The organism is Thauera aromatica (assembly GCF_023093595.1).
Taxonomy (GTDB): Bacteria; Pseudomonadota; Gammaproteobacteria; order Burkholderiales; family Rhodocyclaceae; genus Thauera; species Thauera aromatica_A.
In genome coordinates, this window is the sequence record NZ_JALLIK010000110.1 from 53645 (window position 1) to 71943 (window position 18299).

Below are 18299 nucleotides of genomic sequence, written 5' to 3' on the forward strand. Positions count from 1 at the left end.
AGATGCTCGGAGTGCACATCCTGCTCGCGCTCGGCGTGGCCGCCTTTGCCGGTGCGTTGAGCCCGCTCGACGTGGTCGCCGCCTTCCTCGCCATCCACGTCGCACTGCGCCTCGCGGCCGAGCTGCTCGGCATCCGCCGCTACGTCCGCCGGCTCGAAATCGGTACCGCCTTCGGCCTGTGGTTCATCGCCGAGGTCTTCAAGGCCACCGTCCACGTCGCGCGCATCGTGCTCGGCCGCCGCGTCGCGCCCGCGCCGGCCGTCGTGCGCATGCGGCTCGCACGCGACGACGAGCGCATCGCCACCCTGCTGGGCTGCCTGCTGACCCTCACCCCGGGCACCCTCGCGCTCGACTACGCGCCGCAGTCGGGGCTGATGTACATCCACGTCCTCGACGCAGGCGACGCCGATGCGGTCGAAGACGGCGTGCGCGAGATCGAACGCCGGCTGTTGCGCTGGATCGACGCCGGCGAAGCCCCCCCACCGGCGCCTTCCCCACCGGCGCCCCGCGCCGGGGAGCACGCGCCATGATGAGCGAAATCGCCGGTGCGGCCTGGGTGCTGCCGCTCACCTTCGCCCTGCAGGGCGTCAGCGCGGCGCTGATCCTGATCCGCCTGATCCGCGGGCCGCACGCCACCGACCGCGTGGTGGCGATCGACGCCCTCACCATGATCGGCATCGGCGTCATCGCCCTGCTCGCGCTGGCCACCGCCCAGGCCGTGCTGCTCGACGCCGCGGTGGTGCTGGCGCTGGTGTCCTTCCTCGGCACCACCGCCTTCATCCCGATGTTCCGCCGCCGCGGCCGCGGCCCCGACGAGCGCGTGACCACGGCCGACACCCCCCTGCCGCCCGCCGCAGCCACCCCGGTGCCAGCCCGCGCGGGACGGAATCCGCCGGCGCTCGGGCGCACCACCGAAGACGCGCCTTCCGGGGAGGACACGCCATGAGCCACGGTCTGCTCGCCTGGCTGCCGTCGGCGCTGCTGCTGGGCGGCGCGCTCATCGGCCTGGTCGGCGCGATCGGCGTGCTGCGCCTCCCCGACAGCTACACCCGCATGCATTCGGCAAGCAAGGCGGGGGCCCTGGGGGCCGCCCTCGTGCTCGGCGGCGTGGCCGCCGCGAGCAGCGGCGCGAGCGCGCTCGGCGCCGTCTTCGCGCTCGTCATCGTGCTCGCCAGCGCGCCGCTGGCCGCGCATGCGGTGGCCCGCGCCGCCCATCGCAGCGGCATGACGCCGAAAACCGGTGCGCTGGGCGACGCCCTCGCGCGCGATCTGCAGGCAGAACGGCGGGCGGAGGAAGAACCGCCCCCCTGACCCCGCGGCGGCGGCGCAACGCCCGGCGCGGCGACCGCCTTACCGGCGGGCGAAGAAGCGGAAAAAGCCGTCGCCGGGGCGGCGCCGTTCAGAACTGCTCGTCGTCGCGCAGGAAGCGCCACTGGCCCAGCGGCAGGTCGCCGAGCTTGACTCCGCCGATGCGCACGCGCTTGAGGCCCACCACCGTCAGCCCGACCAGCTCGCACATCCGCCGGATCTGGCGCTTGCGCCCTTCGCGCAGGACGAAGCGCAGTTGGTCTTCGTTGAGCCACTCCACCTTGGCCGGGCGCAGCCTGCGGCCGTCGAGTTCGAGGCCGTGGTTGAGCAGCGCGAGGCCGTCGGCGGCGAGATCGCCTTCGACCCGGACCAGGTATTCCTTGTCGACTTCCGAATGTTCGCCGATCAGCTGGCGGGCGATGCGCCCGTCCTGGGTCAGCACCAGCAGGCCGGTGGAGTCGATGTCCAGCCTTCCGGCGGGGGCGAGGTTTTTCAGCTGGCTGGGGTGGAAGCGCTGTGCGCGGTCGCGATCGAACTGGTTGTCGGCGCCGATCAGGCTCACCGCCGGGGCGTAGCCGGGTTCGGGCTGGCCGGAGACGTAGCCGACCGGCTTGTGCAGCAGGATGGTGACGCGCTGCTGCTGGGTGCGCGTCGCCTCGGGGGCGAGCGTGATGCGCGCCTGCGGATCGATCCGCACCCCCAGCTCGGATACCCGCTTGCCATCGACGAAGACCCAGCCGCGCTCGATGAACTCGTCGGCCTCGCGGCGCGAGCAGATCCCGCGCTCGGCCATCACCTTGGACAGGCGCACGCCGTCCGGCGGCGGTGCTGCCGGCGGCAGCGGTGGCGCGGCCGGCGCCGGGCGGGAAGGCGCCGGCCCGGCGGCGCGTGCCCCGCGCTCGGGGCGCGGTCCGCGCTCCGCCGCAGCCGGTAGCGGGGGAAGCCGGTCACGGTCCCCGGCGCTGCGCCCCGGCTTGCCGCCGCCCGCCGGGCGCGGGCGCTCCGGAGCCTTGCCCGGATACTTGCCCGGCCCCTTGCCCGCGTCCTTGCTCTTGCCCGCGGAAGGCACGGGCGCCTTGCCTTTGCCCGCATCGGCACCGTGGGTACGGGGCGGACGCGCCTTCCCTTCGGGAGACGGACGCTTCCGTCCCGCGGGAAGCGCCTCCGGTGTCGGGCGGGCGGGCGGCTGGCCGTGCTCGTCTTCGCTCGTGGCGGATTGTTCTTCGCTTGCGCGGGGGCGCAGCTTGAGGGTGCCGCGGATGCGCGACGGAGCGGGCACGGGAGGCGTTCGGCGTACGGTATTCAAGACAAGAGGATTCCTGGACAAGCCGCATGCGGAGCGGGCCGGGGAAAGGAGGCGGGCCGTCGGGCCGTCGGCGCGGTCGCGCCGATGCTACCGGCAGCGCACCCGAAGCCTGCATTATCGCCCAAACCCCTGCGCAGGCCGCAGCGGTTTCAGTCGCCGAGCGCGGGCGGGCCGCCGCCGTGGCCGGCCTTCAGCGCGGCGGCGGTTCACTGTCGCGCTCGGCGTCGTCCGCTTCGGGCACGCCGTCGAACGTGCTCCAGCCCTGCGGGCGGCCGGTGGGCGGAAGCCGGTCGCGCAGGTCGACGTGCTCGTGGAGATGGGCCTTGGCGATGAAGTGGGCGGTGATCGGCGCAGTGAGGAACAGGAACACGCTGATCAGCAGCTCGTGGATCGATAGCCGGTCCTCGATGCCGAAGAAGAACAGCATCGACGCCGCCAGCGCGCCGCCGACGCCGAGCGTAGTGGCCTTGGTCGGGGCGTGCAGGCGGGTGAGCAGGTCGGGCAGCTTGACCAGGCCGACCGAACCGACCAGGGCGAACACGCCGCCGAGCACGATCAGCGCGGCGATCGCCAGTTCGAGGACGAAGTTCATCGCCGCCTCACTCGATGACGTCGCCGCGCAGGATGAAGCGGCAGTAGGCGACGGTGGAAATGAAGCCGAACATCGCGAACAGCAGCGCGGCCTCGAAGAACATCGTGGTGCGCTGCTCGATGCCGAACAGGATGATCAGGGCGATGGCGTTGATCACCATGGTGTCGACCGCCAGCACCCGATCCATCACCGAGGGGCCACGCAGCAGGCGCCACAGGTTCAGCAGCAGGGCCAGCGAGACGGCGAAGAAGCCGAAGTCGAGGGCAGGCTCGATCATGGGAAAATCTCCTTCAGGCGGGCCTCGTAGCGCTCTTTCATCTGGCGCACCGCGTCCTCCGCGTCGGGCGCGTCGAGGCAGTGCACGAGCAGGCTGCGGCCATCGGCGGAAAGGTCGCAGGACACCGTGCCCGGCGTCATCGTGATCGTTCCGGCGAGCATCGTGATCGCCTCGGGCGAGCGCAGTTCCAGCGGCAGCGTCACCCAGCGCACGCGCAGCCGGTCGTTGCGGCGGAACAGGATCAGGCGCGCAACCTGGAGGTTGGCGACGATCACGTCCCACAGCACCAGCGCGGAGTAGGACAGCACCTTGCGGTAGGCGCGCACCGGCGGGCGCCCGGGCCAGAAGTCGCTGGTGGCGATCGGGATCAGCAGGCCCAGGCCGAGGCCCACCAGCAGCCCGCCGACGCTGAAACTATTCAGCAGCAGCATCCACAGCACCACCAGCACCAGCGTCAGCAGCGGGTGCGGCAGCCAGCGCGTAGTCAGGCTGCGCCGGCCCCCGGCGGCAGGGTTGCGGGCCATCAGTGCGTTCCTCCCGCGGTGCCGAGCACCGCCTCGATATAGCCCGCCGGAGCGTAGAGCTGCGCCGCGGTGAGCTCCAGCCAGCGATGCAGCGGGCCGGCGAACACGGTCAGCGCCACCAGCCCGGCGAGCAGGCCGCCGACCGCGACGAAGGGCAGCGCCGGCGCCGCGCGGTAGGCCGGCGCCGGCGCCTCGAGCGCGCTGCACTTCCAGAACAGCAGGCTGCCGGCGCGCGAAAAGCCGACGATGGCGATCAGCGAGGTGCCCAGGATCAGGCTCCAGAACCAGCCCGCCTGGGCGGCGGCGCGCGCACCGTCGAGGATCAGCAGCTTGCCGATGAAGCCCGACAGCGGCGGCATTCCGGTGATGCCGATGGCGGCGACGAAGAACAGGCCGGCGAGCAGCCCCCCCTGCGCCAGCCGCGGGGCGAGGTCGAAGCGGTCGCGGTGCACGCCGCGGCGCTCGGCGACGAGGTCGGCGATCAGGAACAGGGCCGCGGCGGCGAGGGTGGAATGGAGCAGGTAGTAGAGCGCCGCGGCGGTCGCCTGCACGGTGAACAGCGCCACCGTCGCCAGCAGCATGCCCATCGAGGCGATCACCGCGAAGCTCGCCATCTGCCCCAGGCTGCGCGCCGCGAGCACGCCGAGCATGCCCAGCACCAGGGTCAGCAGCCCGGCCGGCAGCAGCCAGGGGGCGGCCAGCCAGGCCGCGCCGCCGGCCTCGGCGCCGAAGGCGAGGATGTACAGGCGCAGGATCGAATAGGCGCCGACCTTGGTCATGATCGCGAACAGCGCCGCCACCGGTCCCGGCGCGTTGGCATAGGTGCCGGGGAGCCAGAAGTGCAGCGGCACCAGCGCCGCCTTGAGCGCGAACACCAGCAGCAGCAGCACCGCCCCGGTGTGGAGCAAGGCCTGGTCGGCGGCGGCGACCTGCGGCACCTTGCGCGCCAGGTCGGCCATGTTGAGGGTGCCGGTGACGCTGTAGATGAGGCCGACGGCGATCAGGAACACCGAGGAACCGATCAGGTTCACCACCACGTACTGCACCCCGGCCTTCACCCGCAGCCCGCCGCCGCCATGCACCATCAGGCCGTAGGAGGCGATCAGCAGGACTTCGAAGAACACGAACAGGTTGAAGAAGTCGCCGGTCAGGAAGGCGCCGTTGAGGCCCATCAGCTGGAACTGGAGCAGCGGATGGAAGTGCCGCCCGCGCTCGTCCCAGCCATTGACCGCGTACACCAGCACCGCCAGCCCGAGCACCGCGGTCAGCACCAGCATCAGCGCCGCCAGGCGATCGAGCGCGAGCACGATGCCGAACGGCGCCGGCCAGGCGCCGAGTGCATAGACGCGCACTTCGCCATCGGCCGACATCGCCAGCAGGACGAGGCCGACCGCGAGCAGCAGCACGCCCGAGGCGAGGGCGAAGATGCGCGCCAGCAGCACGTCGTGGCGGACGGCGATGACGAGCACGGCGCCGACCACCGCCGGCAGCAGGGTGGGCAGGATCAGCCAGTGGTTCATCGCCGCTCTCCGCCCGCGGCCCGGCGCGGGCGCTGCTTCCAGTCGTCGACGCGGGCTTCGGGGTCGGCGTCGCCGGGCAGATCGACGTGGTCGTTGCCGGTTTCGAGGTAGGCGCGCAGCGCCATCACCACGATCACCGCGGTCATGCCGAAGGAGATCACGATCGCGGTCAGCACCAGCGCCTGCGGCAGCGGGTCGACGTAGGCGGTCGCCGCGGCGCCGATCACCGGCGGCCGATTGACCGCCAGCCGGCCGGTGGCGAAGAGGAAGAGGTTGACCGCGTAGGTCAGCAGCGACAGGCCGAGCACCACCGGGAAGGTGCGCGCGCGCAGCACCAGGTAGAGGCCGGCGGCGGTCATCGCGCCGATCGCGGTGGCGACGAGAAATTCCATTCAGTTCTGCTCCTGGGGCGGGACCGCGCTCGGGTCGATGTCCATCGGCGCCTTGTTCACCGGCAGGTGGCCGGCGCGCCGGCCCATCCGCGACAGGTTGGCGAGGGCGAGCATGACCGCCCCGACCACGGTCAGGAACACCCCGGTATCGAAGGCCATCGCGCTCGCGAGCTCGAACTCGCCGACCAGCGGCAGGTGGAAATGGCCGAAGGTGGAGGTCAGGAAGGGCTGGTCGAGCACCATCGCGCCGATGCCGGTGAGGGCGGCGATCAGCACCCCGGCGCCGATCAGGGCGTGGTAATCGACCTTGACCCGCTGCGCCGCCCAGCCGAAGCCGCTCGCCATGTACTGCATGATCAGCGCGATCGACACCACGAGCGCGGCGATGAAGCCGCCGCCGGGCTGGTTGTGGCCGCGCAGGAAGATGTAAGCCCCGACCAGCAGCGCCAGCGGCAGCATCACCCGGGTCGCCACCACCATGATCATCGGGTGGCGGTCGACCGACACCGGCAGATCCGGCGTCCACGCGCTCAGCCGGCGCCCGACGCGGCCGTGCAGGGCGCCGTCGAGGAGCGCGTAGATGGCGAGCGCGGCGATGCCGAGGACGGTGATCTCGCCGAAGGTGTCGAAGCCGCGGAAGTCGACCAGGATCACGTTCACGACGTTGGTGCCGCCTCCGCCCGAAACCGCGTTCTCCAGGTAATAGCCGGACAGCGAGCTGCCGTCGCGGGTCAGCATCGCCCAGCTCGCCAGCGCCATCCCCAGGCCGGCGGCACCGGCCAGCACGCCGTCGCGCAGATGGCGCAGCGGCTGGCGCTGGGCGCTGGAGCTGAGCGGCCCTTCCTTGGGCAGGAAATACAGCGCGAGCAGGATCAGGATCACGGTGGCGACTTCGACCGAAATCTGGGTCAGGGCGAGATCGGGCGCGGACAGGTAGAGGAAGGCGACGCAGACGATGAGGCCGACCGCCCCCACCGCCACCACCGCGAGCAGGCGCTTGCGATAGAGCAGGAGGGCGAGCGCGCAGCCGCCCAGCAGCAGCACCCAGGCGACCACCGCGACCGGCACCGCGGGCAGCAGCGCGCGCGTGCCGGCGCCATGGGGCGCGGCGGAAAAGGCGGCAAAGCCGGCGGCGGTCACCGCCCCGACCAGGAAGGCCACCGAGCGCTGCTGGGAACCGTTATGGACGCCGTGGATCAGCCGCCGGCAGCCCGCCACCGCGGCGGCGAGCACGCCATCGAAGATCGCCTTGGCCTCGGGATGGGCCCCCGCCTGCCACCGCGCGCGCAGCCGCGGATAGGCGGCGAGGGCACCGCCGCCGACGGCCAGCGCGATCGCCGACAGGCCCAGTGCCGGGGTGAAGCCGTGCCACAGCGCGAGCCGGTAGTCGGGCGCCGCGCCGCCGGTCACCGCGCCCGACACCACCGCCACCAGCGGTCCGGCGAGGGTCTCGGGGAACAGCCCGATCAGCACCACCAGCACCACCAGCAGCGCCGGCGGCAGCCACATCCCGACCGGGGGGTCGTGCGGCGGGTGCGGGTAGTCGTCGCGCCGGGGGCCGAAGAAGACGTGCACGATGTAGCGCAAGGAATAGGCCACCGAGAAGCAGGCCGCGAGCGTGGCCAGCGCCGCCACCACCCAGCCGTTGCCCAGCCACGCGGTCGCGGCCGCCTCGTGCAGCATCATTTCCTTGGAGAGGAAGCCGTTCAGCGGCGGCAGGCCGGCCATCGACGCCGCCGCCACCAGCGCCAGCGTCGCGCTCACCGGCATCAGCTGGAGCAGGCCGCCGAGGCGCCGGATGTCGCGGGTGCCGGTCTCGTGGTCGACGATCCCCGCGTTCATGAACAGCGCGGCCTTGAAGGTGGCGTGGTTGAGGATGTGGAACACCCCGGCGACCGCCGCGAGCGGCGTGCCGAAGCCGAACAGCATCGTCACCAGGCCGAGATGGCTGACCGTGGAGTAGGCCAGCAGCCCCTTCAGGTCGTCCTTGAACAAGGCGATGAAGGCGCCGATCAGCATGGTCAGCAGGCCGGTGGTGGCGACGAGGTAGAACCATTCCGCGGTGCCGGCGAGCACCGGCCACATCCGCGCGAGCAGGAACAGGCCGGCCTTCACCATGGTCGCTGAATGGAGGTAGGCCGACACCGGGGTGGGCGCCGCCATCGCGTGCGGCAGCCAGAAATGGAAAGGGAACTGGGCGCTCTTGGTGAAGCAGCCGCCGAGGATCAGGAGCAGCGCCGGCAGGTACAGTGGCGAAGCCTGGATCGCCTCCTTCTGCTGCAGGATGTCGGTGAGGTCATAGGAGCCGGCGATCTCACCCAGCAGCAGCATTCCAGCGATCATCGCCAGGCCGCCGGCGCCGGTCACGGTCAGCGCCATGCGCGCGCCCTGGCGGCCTTCGGGGAGGTGCTTCCAGTAGCCGATCAGGAGAAAGGACGACAGGCTGGTGAGCTCCCAGAACACCAGCAGCAGCAGGATGTTGTCCGACAGCACGATCCCCACCATCGCCCCCTGGAACAACAGCAGGTAGCTGTAGAACGTCCCCATCGGGTCGTCCTTGGCGAGGTAGAAGCGGGCATAGACGATGATCAGCAGGCCGATGCCCAGGATCAGCCCGGCGAAGAAGAAGCCCAGCCCGTCGAGGAAGAAGTTCGCCTGCAGGCCGAGCGCGGGCAGCCAGTTCCAGCCCGCACGCACGACTTCGCCGCGGAACACCGCCGGCGCGTGCGAGAGCAGCAGGGCGAAGGCGAGCAAGCTGAACGTGAATGCGGAGAGCACGCAGGCGTTGCGCCCGGCACGGATCATCAGCGCCGGGAGCAGCGCGCCGATCAGGGGCAACAGCACGATCAGGACAAGGCTCATCGATCAGTCCGCCGGCGCCGGGCGGCGCCGATAGGTTGGATGGCGGGCGACGGCCACGCCCGCCCGGGCGAAAAGGACAGACTGCGGCCGCGAAGATTCGGCAGAGTATATCGTCGTCAGCGCCGCACTCACTACACGGCAATGCATTTCACTAGGCGAAATCGACCCGGGCGGTTACCATCCTGGTTCACCACCACCCGAGTCAGCGCCACCGCCGTGCCCACGCCGAAGAACGATCCCGCCCCGCCTGCCAGCGAAGCCAAGAACCCGATCCAGGTCATCGACCGGATGATGAAGCTGCTCGAGGTGCTGGCCCAGCATGCCGACCCCGTGCCCTTGAAGCAGCTCGCGCTCGAGACCGGGCTGCATCCTTCCACCGCGCACCGCATCCTGGGGGCGATGACCCAGAGCGGCTTCGTCGAGCGTTCGGACGCCGGAGTCTATCGGCTCGGCATCCGCCTGCTCGAACTGGGCAGCCTGGTGAAGTCGCGCATTTCGCTGCGCGAGACGGCGATGCCGCTGATGCTCAGGCTGCACGCGGCGACCGGCGAGAGCGTCAACCTGGGGATCCGCGACGGCGACGAGATCGTCTATGTCGAGCGCACCTCGAGCGGACGCTCTTCGGTGCGCGTGGTGCACATCGTCGGCGCGCGCGCACCGCTGCACACCACCGCCACCGGCAAGCTGTTCCTGGTCGAGGACGGGCTCGAGCGCATCCGCGACTATGCCCGCCGCACCGGCCTGCCCGCGTCCACGGCGGCCTCGATCACATCCCTGCCCGCGCTGGAAAAGGAGCTCGACCGCGTCCGCCGCCATGGCGTCGCCTTCGACCTTGATGAAGTGGAACCGGGAGTGCGCTGCATCGGCGCCGGCATCCACGACGATTCCGGCGCGCTGGTCGCCGGCCTGTCGCTGTCGACCCCGTCGGAGCGCTTCAACCCGGAGTGGGCGCCCCTCGTGCGCGAGACTGCGGACGAGATTTCCCGCGCCCTGGGCTACGTACCGCCGCGCGCCGGCTGAGCCGGCGCCGCGGCGCGGGCGGAGAGGCGGCTTCGCGCGCCGGAGCTGCGGCCTCAGGCGGCGGCGCCGATCCCGGCAACCGCGGCGCGGCCGAGCTCGAAGGCCTGGCGGTTGAGGTCGACGAGCGCCGGCTTGCGCACGCCGAAGCGCGCCAGCACCGCGTTGCGCAGCACGTCGGCGGGAAAGGGCAGGCGGTCGGACATCGCCCCCAGCATCACGGTGTTGCCCAGGCGGATGTTGCCCAGCTGGAACGCGAGCGCGCTGGCATCGAAGTCGTACACTTCGACTCCCAGAGCGCGCATTTCGGCGATCGGATCAGCCGGGTAGTCGTAGAGGCCGATGGTGACGACCGGCGGCACGAACCGCCCCTGGTTGACCAGGGCGACGCCGCCCGGCTTCAACATGTGGGACCAGCGCAAGGCTTCGGCGGCCTCGAAGCCGACCAGCAGGTCGGCCTCTCCGGGCACGATCTGCGGCGACAGCACCTGCGGGCCGAAGCGCAGGTGCGAAGTCACCACGCCGCCGCGCTGGCTCATGCCCGCGACTTCGGTCTTCTTGACGTCGAAACCGAGCGACAGCGCCGCCTCGGCGAGGATTTCGGTGGCGGTCATCACGCCCTGGCCGCCGATGCCGCAAACCGCGATGTTGGTGATGGTCATGGTCGGTTCCTCAGATCTTCGCGTGCAGGAATTTCACCGGATGCTCGGGCGCGGCATGGACGATCGCCTCCGGCGCGCAGGGCTGCACGCACAGGCCGCAACCGGTACATGCCGAAGTCTCGATGCGGGTGAAGGCGAGTTCGACTTCCTTGCCGGAGGGCTTCACTTCCTTCGCCCGGCGGGTGACGTGGATCGCCGGACAGCCGACGTCGAGGCAGTTGCCGCAGCCGGTGCACTGGTCAGCGATGACCTTGTAGGGCTGGGCCGGCTGGTAGTCGTCGATGAGCACGCACGGGCGGTTGGTGATGATCACCGAGGGCTCGCGGACCTTGGTCTCCTCGCGCAGCGTCTTGAACAGCACCGGCAGCTGGTAGGGGTCGAGCACATGGATGCGCTCCTTGTTCACCCCCAGGGCTTCGCACAGCTTGGCGAAGTCGATGCGCGGCACCGTCTCGCCGTGGATGTCGCGGCCGGTGCCCGGGTTGTCCTGGCCGCCGGTCATGCCGACCGCGCGGTTGTCGAGCAGCAGGACGGTGACGTTGCCCCGGTTCCAGGTGATGTCGAGCAGGCCCTGCATGCCCATGTGCATGAAGGTCGAGTCGCCGATCACGGCGACCACGGACTTCTTCGCGTCGGCTTCGCCGCGGCCCTTGTCCATGCCCAACGCCACCCCCATCGACGCTCCCATCGAGATGCAGGTGTCGAGCGCATTCCAGGGCTGGCCGGCCCCCAGGGTGTAGCAGCCGATGTCGCCCGAGATGGTGATGTTGCGCAGCTGGGCGAGGGTGTAGTAGATGCCCAGGTGCGGACAGGCGACGCACATCGTCGGCGGGCGCGGGAACACCTGCTGCGGCGCCAGGTGTGCCTTCGCCGGCACGGGTTCGCCGAGCAGGCGGGCGACCGCCGGTTTGAGCACGTCGGGCGAAAGTTCGCCGACCCGGGGCAGCGTGTCCTTGCCGGAACAGGCGATGCCCGCGGCGCGCAGCTCGTTTTCGACCAGCGCCTCGGTCTCTTCGACGACGAGGAGCTGGTCCACGCCGGCGGCCAGTTCGCGCACGCGCTCGAGCGGCAGCGGATAGGACTGGCCGAGCTTGAACACCGGTGCGGCGGGGAAGGCTTCGCGCACGTGCATGAACGCCGGCCCGGAAACGACGAAGCCGATGCGGTGGTCCTCACCCGGCAGCAGCGCGTTGAACGCGCTCTCCATGCTCGCGGCACGCAGCGCCTCTTCGCGCTCATGCATCCGCGCCACGCGCGGCTTGGCGTTGCCGGGCACCATCACCCAGCGCTGGGGGTCCTTGACGAAGCCGCCCGGTTCGTGGGTTTCGCGCTCGCCCGGCATCACCCGCCCCTTGACGTGGCAGATGCGGGTGGTCAGGCGCAGGATCGCGGGGCAGCGAAAGCGCTCCGACACCGCGAACGCCGCGCGCGTCATGTCGTACGACTCCTGCGCATCGGCCGGCTCGAACAGCGGCAGATGGGCGAAACGCGCCCAGAAGCGCGAATCCTGCTCGTTCTGCGACGAGGACATGCCGACGTCGTCGGCCACGGCAATCACCAGGCCACCTTCGGTGCCGGTGACGGTCATCGTCATCAGCGCATCGGCGGCGACGTTGAGACCGACGTGCTTCATCGCGCAGAACGCGCGCGCACCCACCATGGAGGCGCCGAGCGCCACTTCGAGCGAGACCTTCTCGTTGATCGACCACTCAGTGTACAGGTCCGGATAGCGCGCGAGCACTTCCAGGATCTCAGTCGACGGCGTCCCCGGATAGGCGGCGGCGACGCGGCAGCCGGCGTCGCGCACGGCGAGCGCGACGGCGTCGTTACCGGACAGGAACAAGCGGCTCGGAGCCGGTTCGGGGAGGGCTGCACCCATGGAAGCTTCCTCTCGTCAGTCGTTTCGTAAATCGAGCCCGCGAGTCTAGTCGGCACGTCCGTGCCCCCGATTGATCTTGGTCAACCGGGGGCACGGACGTGCCGGCTGGCGGGGTCCCTGAAGCGAGGAGGAAGTGGCGGGCCGCAGCCCCGGCGCCCGTCCTGCGCGCCGGCACGGGCTAGCCGCCGGAGACGTGTGGCGCCGACGCCAGGCGCTGGGGCAGCATGTGCTCGAGCCACTTGCGCACACGCTTGGCATCGGCGGTGCGGGTATAGCGCCCGGCCGAGTCCATCAGCACCATCACCACCGGCTGCTGGTGCAGCCAGGTCTGCATGACCAGGCAGCGGCCGGCCTCGGAAATGTAGCCGGTCTTCGAGACGCTGATCGCCCATTCCGGGCTCTTCACCAGCGCGTTCGTATTGCCGAAGCGCATCGAATGCCCGCGCACGTCGACGTAGCGCTCGGGGGCGGTGGAAAACTCGCGGATCAGGGCGTAGGACGAAGCCGCGGACACCAGCCGGGCAAGGTCGCGCGGACTGGAGACGTTGGCCGGGTTGAGTCCGGTGCTGTCGCTGAAGCGGGTGCTCCACAGCCCGAGCAGGCGGGCCTTGACGTTCATCGCTTCGATGAAGGCGCGCTCACCACCCGGGTAGTTGCGTGCCAGCGCGGACGCGGCGCGGTTTTCCGACGACATCAGCGCCAGGTTCAGCATTTCCTCGCGCGTCAGCGCGGTGCCGAGCGACAGTCGCGAGCCGGTGCCCTTCAGGTGGTCGATGTCCTCGGCGGTAACGGTCAGACGCTCGGACAGGCTCTGCCCGGCATCGAGCACCACCATCGCGGTCATCAGCTTGGTGATCGAGGCGATCGGCAACACGGCGCCGGCATTGCGCTCGAGCAGCACCTCGCCGGTGTTCTGGTTGACGACGTAGAAGGCGCTCGAGCCCAGTGCCGGCAGCGCGTCGGTTGCGTCGCCGGCAGCGCTTTCCGGATCCACGGCCGCAGCCGCCGGAGCCGCGATCATGGTTTTCTTCGCTGCGACCCGCACGGCCGCGGACTTCGTCGCCGCGGATTTCGTCGCCTTCGCCCTGGACTTCTTCTTGGTCACGGCGCGCTTCGGCGCCGGCTTGGCCGCATTCGATTTGGCGCTTTTTTTTGCAACAACCTGCTTGCTCGTCGGCGCACTGCTGGCGCCGGTCGATGCGGCATCGACCGCCCCGGTCTGGAGCGCGAACAGCGCTGCGAACGCAGCGCCGAGAATTCTGAGCCTCATGGTCGGCAGCCCGGTGAAGGATTGCGAAATGTTTGTATTTAAAAATAAGCAGATACAAATTTATTTTCAAGTATTTTCGAAATCTGCCGGGAAATTCTCCCACATTCCGCTCCACCCTGCTCCGGCGCACATCGAAAATACTTCGATATGCGCCGGGCGCAGAGGGCTCAGCCGGCCTGCCCGGCCTCCACCACCGTCAATGCGGTCATGTTGATGATGCGGCGCACCGTGGCCGAGGGCGTGAGGATATGCACCGGCTTCGACGCCCCGAGCAGGATCGGACCGACCGTCATGCCCTCGCCGGCGGCGTTCTTGAGCAGGTTGAAGGCGATATTGGCCGCATCGAGCGTGGGGAAGATCAGCAGATTGGCGTCCTCGCGCATCTTCGCGTTGGGGAAAATCTGCAGCCGGTGCTTTGCGTCCAGCGCCGCATCGCCCTGCATTTCGCCTTCCACCGGCAGATCGGGGTGCTCGGCATGCAGGATGCGCAACGCCGCCCGCATCTTCTCCGCGGTGGGCGAGTCGGCCGCGCCGAAGGACGAGTGCGACAGCAGCGCCACCCGCGGCTCGATGCCGAAGCGTTTCATTTCCTCGGCTGCGAGCTGGGTCATCTCGGCGATCTGCGCCGGCGTCGGATCGTAGTTCACGTAAGTGTCGGCGAGGAACAGGGTGCGCTCGGGCAGGTTCAGCAGATTCACCGTGTACAGGTGATTCACCCCCTCGCGGCGGCCGAGCACGGTCTCGACGAATTCGCGGTGCAGCCGGTGCATGCCGTAGGTGCCGCAGATCAGGCCGTCGCCGTAGCCGAACTTGAGCAGCAGCGTGCCGATCAGCGTGGTGCGCCGGCGCACTTCCTTCTTGGCATATTCGACCGACACCCCGCGGCGCTCCATCAGGCCGTGGTAGTGCTGCCAGAGTTCGTTGAAACGCGGGTCCGAATCGGGGTTGACGAGTTCGAAATCGCGCTCGACGGCGATGCGCAGGCCGAAGCGTTCGATGTTGTGCATCACCACGTCCGGACGGCCGATCAGGATCGGGCGGGCGAGACCTTCGTCCACCACCTGCTGCACCGCGCGCAGCACCTTCTCCGATTCGCCCTCGGAGAAGATGATGCGCTTCGGGTTCATGCGCGCGGCGGCAAACACCGGCTTCATGATCAGGCCGGAATGCCAGACGAAGTTGTTGAGCTGGCTGCGGTAGGCGTCCCAGTCGCCGAGCGGGCGCGTGGCCACGCCCGAGGCGACCGCCGCGGCGGCAACCGCGGGCGCGATCTTGACGATCAGGCGCGGGTCGAAGGGGCGCGGAATGATGTACTCGGGGCCGAAGCCGCCCACTTTCTCGCCGTAGGCGGCGGCGACGATGTCGCTCTGCTCGACGCGCGCCAGTTCGGCGATCGCCTTCACCGCGGCGAGCTGCATCTCGTCGGTGATCGTGGTCGCACCGACATCCAGCGCGCCGCGGAAGATGAAGGGAAAGCACAGCACGTTGTTGACCTGGTTCGGGTAGTCCGAACGGCCGGTGGCGATGATCGCGTCGCCGCGCACTGCCTTGACCTCGTCGGGAAGGATCTCCGGGGTCGGGTTGGCGAGCGCGAGGATCAGCGGCTTGGCCGCCATCTTCGCCACCATCTCGCCCTTCACCACGCCGCCGGCCGACAGGCCGAGGAAGACGTCGGCCCCCTCGATGACTTCGGCGAGCTTCCTGGCGTCGGTCTTCTTGGCGTAGCGCGCCTTGATCGGGTCCATCAGCGCGGTGCGGCCCTCATAGACCACGCCCTCGATGTCGGTGACCCAGATGTTGTCGACCGGCACCCCGAGCTTGACCAGCAGGCCCAGGCAGGCGAGCGCCGCGGCGCCGGCGCCGGAGGTCACCAGCTTGACCTTCTTCAGATCCTTGCCCTGCAGGTGGAGGCCGTTCAGGACCGCGGCGCCGACCACGATCGCGGTGCCGTGCTGGTCGTCGTGGAAGACCGGAATCTTCATGCGCTCGCGCAGCTTCTGCTCGATGTAGAAGCACTCCGGCGCCTTGATGTCCTCGAGGTTGATGCCGCCGAAGGTGGGCTCGAGCGCGGCGATCATGTCGATCAGCTTGTCGGCGTCGGGCTCGTCGATCTCGAGGTCGAAGACGTCGATGCCGGCAAACTTCTTGAACAGCACCCCCTTCCCTTCCATTACCGGCTTGGCCGCGAGCGGGCCGATGTTGCCCAGGCCGAGCACCGCGGTGCCGTTGGTGACGACGCCGATCAGGTTCGAACGCGCGGTGAGCTCGGCGGCCTGCGCCGGGTCCTCGACGATCGCGTCGCAGGCCGCGGCCACGCCCGGCGAATAGGCCAGCGACAAGTCGCGCTGGTTGGACAGCACCTTCGTCGGCGTCACCGAGATCTTGCCCGGGCGCGGGTAGCGGTGATAGTCGAGGGCTGCGGTGCGAAGCAGTTCATCCATGAGTGTCCTCCCGTCTCGTCGTTGGAGTGCGGCACGCCGGAAGTGGAAGCTGCCGCGCCGGCGGAGGCGCAGTCCGGATCCCGGTTGCGCCAGGCTGCAAAGGATAACGCGGATCCGGTCTCTTCCGCATTACGAAAAACAAAATTGCGATGTGAAAACAACCCGTTTCAGTTTCATACAGAATCTGATCGACGATCGTCGCCCCGCCATTCATCGAAGCCTTCCGGTCATGGCATAATGTCGGGCTTTCGCCGATTGCGGTTTACCCTCGGGGCCGCCGCGGTCGCGTAAACGGGCGCCGCCGCGCCCGTGCAGCCCGCCGGCCAGGCGGCCTCCTCCTGCAGCGCTGGCCGACCGACGGGGATGGTTTTGCACCACAGCACACGGGAGAGCTGTAAATCATGACTCAAAGCCACGCCACGGCGGCCATTGCCGCCGCACCCGACTATGTTCGCCACGAAGGCCTCAAGAAGTGGGTCGGCGAAATCGCCGCGCTCACCGAGCCCGACCGTGTCGTCTGGTGCGACGGTTCCCAGGAAGAATACGACCGCCTGTGCGCTGAGATGGTCGCCTCCGGCATGCTGATCAGGCTCAACCCGGAAAAGCGCAAGAATTCCTACCTCGCCTGCTCCGATCCCTCTGACGTCGCCCGCGTCGAAGACCGCACCTTCATCTGCTCGCAGAACCAGGCCGACGCCGGCCCCACCAACAACTGGGAAGACCCGACGGTCATGCGCGGAACCCTGAACGACCTGTTCAAGGGCTCGATGCGCGGGCGCACGATGTACGTGGTGCCGTTCTCGATGGGGCCGCTCGGCAGCCCGATCGCCCACATCGGCATCGAAATTTCCGACAGCCCCTACGTCGCCACCAACATGCGCACGATGACGCGCATGGGCCGCGGCGCGATCGAAGTGCTCGGTGCCGACGGCGAGTTCGTCCCCTGCGTGCACTCGGTGGGCGCCCCGCTCGCCCACGGCGAGAAGGACAGCCGCTGGCCGTGCAACCCGACCACCAAGTACATCGTGCACTTTCCCGAGACGCGCGAGATTTGGTCCTACGGCTCGGGCTACGGCGGCAACGCCCTGCTCGGCAAGAAATGCTTCGCCCTGCGCATCGCCTCCACCATGGCGCGCGACGAAGGCTGGCTCGCCGAGCACATGCTGATCCTCGGCGTGGAAAGCCCCGAAGGCGAGAAGACCTACGTCGCCGCCGCCTTCCCCTCGGCCTGCGGCAAGACCAACTTCGCCATGCTGATCCCGCCGAAATCCTTCGACGGCTGGAAGATCACCACCGTCGGCGACGATATCGCCTGGATCAAGCCGGGCAAGGACGGCAAGTTCTACGCCATCAACCCCGAAGCCGGCTTCTTCGGCGTCGCTCCGGGGACGTCGGAAAAGACCAACTACAACGCGATGGCGACGCTGAAGGAAAACATCATCTTCACCAACGTCGCCCTGACCGACGACGGCGACGTGTGGTGGGAAGGCATGTCCAAGGAAGCCCCGGCGCACCTGATCGACTGGCAGGGCAAGGACTGGACGCCGGAAATCGCCAAGGAAACCGGACGCAAGGCGGCCCACCCGAACTCGCGCTTCACTGCGCCGGCCGGCCAGTGCCCGTCGATCGACCCGGCCTGGGAAGACCCCGCCGGCGTGCCGATCTCGGCCTTCATCTTCGGCGGCCGCCGCGCCACCACCGTGCCGCTGGTGTACCAGGCCTTCAACTGGAACTACGGCGTCTACATGGCCGCCACCCTGGGTTCGGAAACCACCGCCGCCGCCTTCGGCGCGCAGGGTGTGGTCCGGCGCGACCCGTTCGCGATGCTGCCGTTCTGCGGTTACCACATGGGCGACTACTTCAACCACTGGCTGAAGATGGGCCACGTGGTCGAGAACACGCCGAAGATCTTCTGCGTGAACTGGTTCCGCATGAACGAGAAGGGCGAATTCATGTGGCCCGGCTTCGGCGAGAACATGCGCGTGCTGAAGTGGATCGTCGACCGCTGCAAGGGCCGCATCTCCGCCAAGGAAACCGCGCTCGGCTGGATGCCGCGCTTCGAGGATCTGGACTGGAGCGGAGCGGACGTCACCCGCGAAGAGTTCGACGCCCTGACCCAGGTCGATGCGAAGGCGTGGAAGAGCGAGCTCAACCTGCACAAGGAATGGTTCGACAAACTGCAGGACCGCCTGCCGCGCCAGCTGGTCCTGAAGCGCGAACTGTTCGAACTGGCGCTGAACGCGGACTGA

17 protein-coding genes are annotated in these 18299 nt (G+C 69.2%); 6 read left to right on the top strand and 11 right to left on the bottom strand.

Going from position 1 to position 18299, the window contains the following annotated elements:
• Positions 1-2 precede the first annotated feature (2 nt).
• Genes MXC99_RS15780 through mnhG form a run of 3 tightly spaced genes read left to right on the top strand, consistent with a single transcriptional unit; the run spans position 3 to position 1311 of the window.
• Positions 3-530, top strand: coding sequence for a Na+/H+ antiporter subunit E (locus tag MXC99_RS15780; RefSeq protein WP_247726371.1), 528 nt, complete (start codon positions 3-5; stop codon positions 528-530).
• Positions 527-946, top strand: a complete 420-nt coding sequence (locus MXC99_RS15785) for a monovalent cation/H+ antiporter complex subunit F (protein ID WP_247726372.1) — start codon at positions 527-529, stop codon at positions 944-946. The genes MXC99_RS15780 and MXC99_RS15785 overlap by 4 nt, the downstream gene beginning before the upstream one ends.
• On the top strand, positions 943-1311 hold the full coding sequence (mnhG, locus tag MXC99_RS15790; protein WP_247726373.1) for a monovalent cation/H(+) antiporter subunit G: 369 nt from the start codon (positions 943-945) through the stop codon (positions 1309-1311). The genes MXC99_RS15785 and mnhG overlap by 4 nt, the downstream gene beginning before the upstream one ends.
• Before the next feature lie 88 nt (positions 1312-1399).
• Here the strand turns inward: mnhG and MXC99_RS15795 are convergent, their stop codons facing one another.
• The 7 genes from MXC99_RS15795 to MXC99_RS15825 form a co-directional block, all read right to left on the bottom strand.
• The gene (locus MXC99_RS15795) at positions 1400-2587 is read right to left on the bottom strand and encodes a pseudouridine synthase (protein WP_247726374.1); all 1188 of its coding nucleotides are present in this window, start codon (positions 2585-2587) and stop codon (positions 1400-1402) included.
• Between the two features lie 217 nt (positions 2588-2804).
• On the bottom strand, positions 2805-3206 hold the full coding sequence (locus MXC99_RS15800) for a Na+/H+ antiporter subunit G (RefSeq protein ID WP_247726375.1): 402 nt from the start codon (positions 3204-3206) through the stop codon (positions 2805-2807).
• 7 nt (positions 3207-3213) lie between these two features.
• Complete coding sequence (locus MXC99_RS15805) at positions 3214-3483, bottom strand: K+/H+ antiporter subunit F (RefSeq protein WP_247726376.1); 270 nt, start codon at positions 3481-3483, stop codon at positions 3214-3216.
• Positions 3480-4007: a Na+/H+ antiporter subunit E gene (locus MXC99_RS15810; RefSeq protein WP_247726377.1), complete on the bottom strand. Its 528-nt coding sequence runs from the start codon at positions 4005-4007 to the stop codon at positions 3480-3482. Before MXC99_RS15810 ends, MXC99_RS15805 begins: the two co-directional genes overlap by 4 nt.
• Positions 4007-5527 (bottom strand): monovalent cation/H+ antiporter subunit D, encoded by a 1521-nt coding sequence (locus tag MXC99_RS15815; RefSeq protein WP_247726378.1) that lies wholly within the window; start codon positions 5525-5527, stop codon positions 4007-4009. The genes MXC99_RS15810 and MXC99_RS15815 overlap by 1 nt, the downstream gene beginning before the upstream one ends.
• Positions 5524-5919 carry a Na+/H+ antiporter subunit C gene (locus tag MXC99_RS15820; protein ID WP_247726379.1) on the bottom strand — a complete coding sequence of 132 codons (396 nt, stop codon included), beginning with the start codon at positions 5917-5919 and terminating at the stop codon, positions 5524-5526. The genes MXC99_RS15815 and MXC99_RS15820 overlap by 4 nt, the downstream gene beginning before the upstream one ends.
• Complete coding sequence (locus MXC99_RS15825; protein ID WP_247726380.1) at positions 5920-8781, bottom strand: monovalent cation/H+ antiporter subunit A; 2862 nt, start codon at positions 8779-8781, stop codon at positions 5920-5922.
• A 288-nt stretch (positions 8782-9069) separates the two neighbouring features.
• Here MXC99_RS15825 and MXC99_RS15830 point away from each other — a divergent pair, with 288 nt between their 5' ends.
• Complete coding sequence (locus tag MXC99_RS15830; RefSeq protein ID WP_247726565.1) at positions 9070-9801, top strand: IclR family transcriptional regulator; 732 nt, start codon at positions 9070-9072, stop codon at positions 9799-9801.
• Between the two features lie 53 nt (positions 9802-9854).
• Here MXC99_RS15830 and MXC99_RS15835 read toward each other — a convergent pair whose 3' ends face one another.
• The 3 genes from MXC99_RS15835 to pbpG form a co-directional block, all read right to left on the bottom strand.
• Positions 9855-10460: an indolepyruvate oxidoreductase subunit beta gene (locus MXC99_RS15835; RefSeq protein ID WP_247726381.1), complete on the bottom strand. Its 606-nt coding sequence runs from the start codon at positions 10458-10460 to the stop codon at positions 9855-9857.
• Positions 10461-10470: 10 nt separating this feature from the next.
• Positions 10471-12339 carry a thiamine pyrophosphate-dependent enzyme gene (locus MXC99_RS15840; RefSeq protein ID WP_247726382.1) on the bottom strand — a complete coding sequence of 623 codons (1869 nt, stop codon included), beginning with the start codon at positions 12337-12339 and terminating at the stop codon, positions 10471-10473.
• A gap of 178 nt (positions 12340-12517) precedes the next feature.
• Positions 12518-13360: a D-alanyl-D-alanine endopeptidase gene (gene pbpG, locus MXC99_RS15845; RefSeq protein WP_348772104.1), complete on the bottom strand. Its 843-nt coding sequence runs from the start codon at positions 13358-13360 to the stop codon at positions 12518-12520.
• On the opposite strand from pbpG, the gene MXC99_RS17000 reads away from it, so the two are divergent.
• Complete coding sequence (locus MXC99_RS17000) at positions 13359-13823, top strand: hypothetical protein (RefSeq protein WP_348772105.1); 465 nt, start codon at positions 13359-13361, stop codon at positions 13821-13823. The two genes, pbpG and MXC99_RS17000, sit on opposite strands and share 2 nt — an antisense overlap.
• Here the strand turns inward: MXC99_RS17000 and MXC99_RS15850 are convergent.
• Positions 13777-16050 (bottom strand): NADP-dependent malic enzyme, encoded by a 2274-nt coding sequence (locus MXC99_RS15850; RefSeq protein ID WP_247726384.1) that lies wholly within the window; start codon positions 16048-16050, stop codon positions 13777-13779. The two genes, MXC99_RS17000 and MXC99_RS15850, sit on opposite strands and share 47 nt — an antisense overlap.
• 401 nt (positions 16051-16451) lie before the next feature.
• On the opposite strand from MXC99_RS15850, the gene MXC99_RS15855 reads away from it, so the two are divergent.
• Positions 16452-18299 carry a phosphoenolpyruvate carboxykinase (GTP) gene (locus MXC99_RS15855; protein WP_247726385.1) on the top strand — a complete coding sequence of 616 codons (1848 nt, stop codon included), beginning with the start codon at positions 16452-16454 and terminating at the stop codon, positions 18297-18299.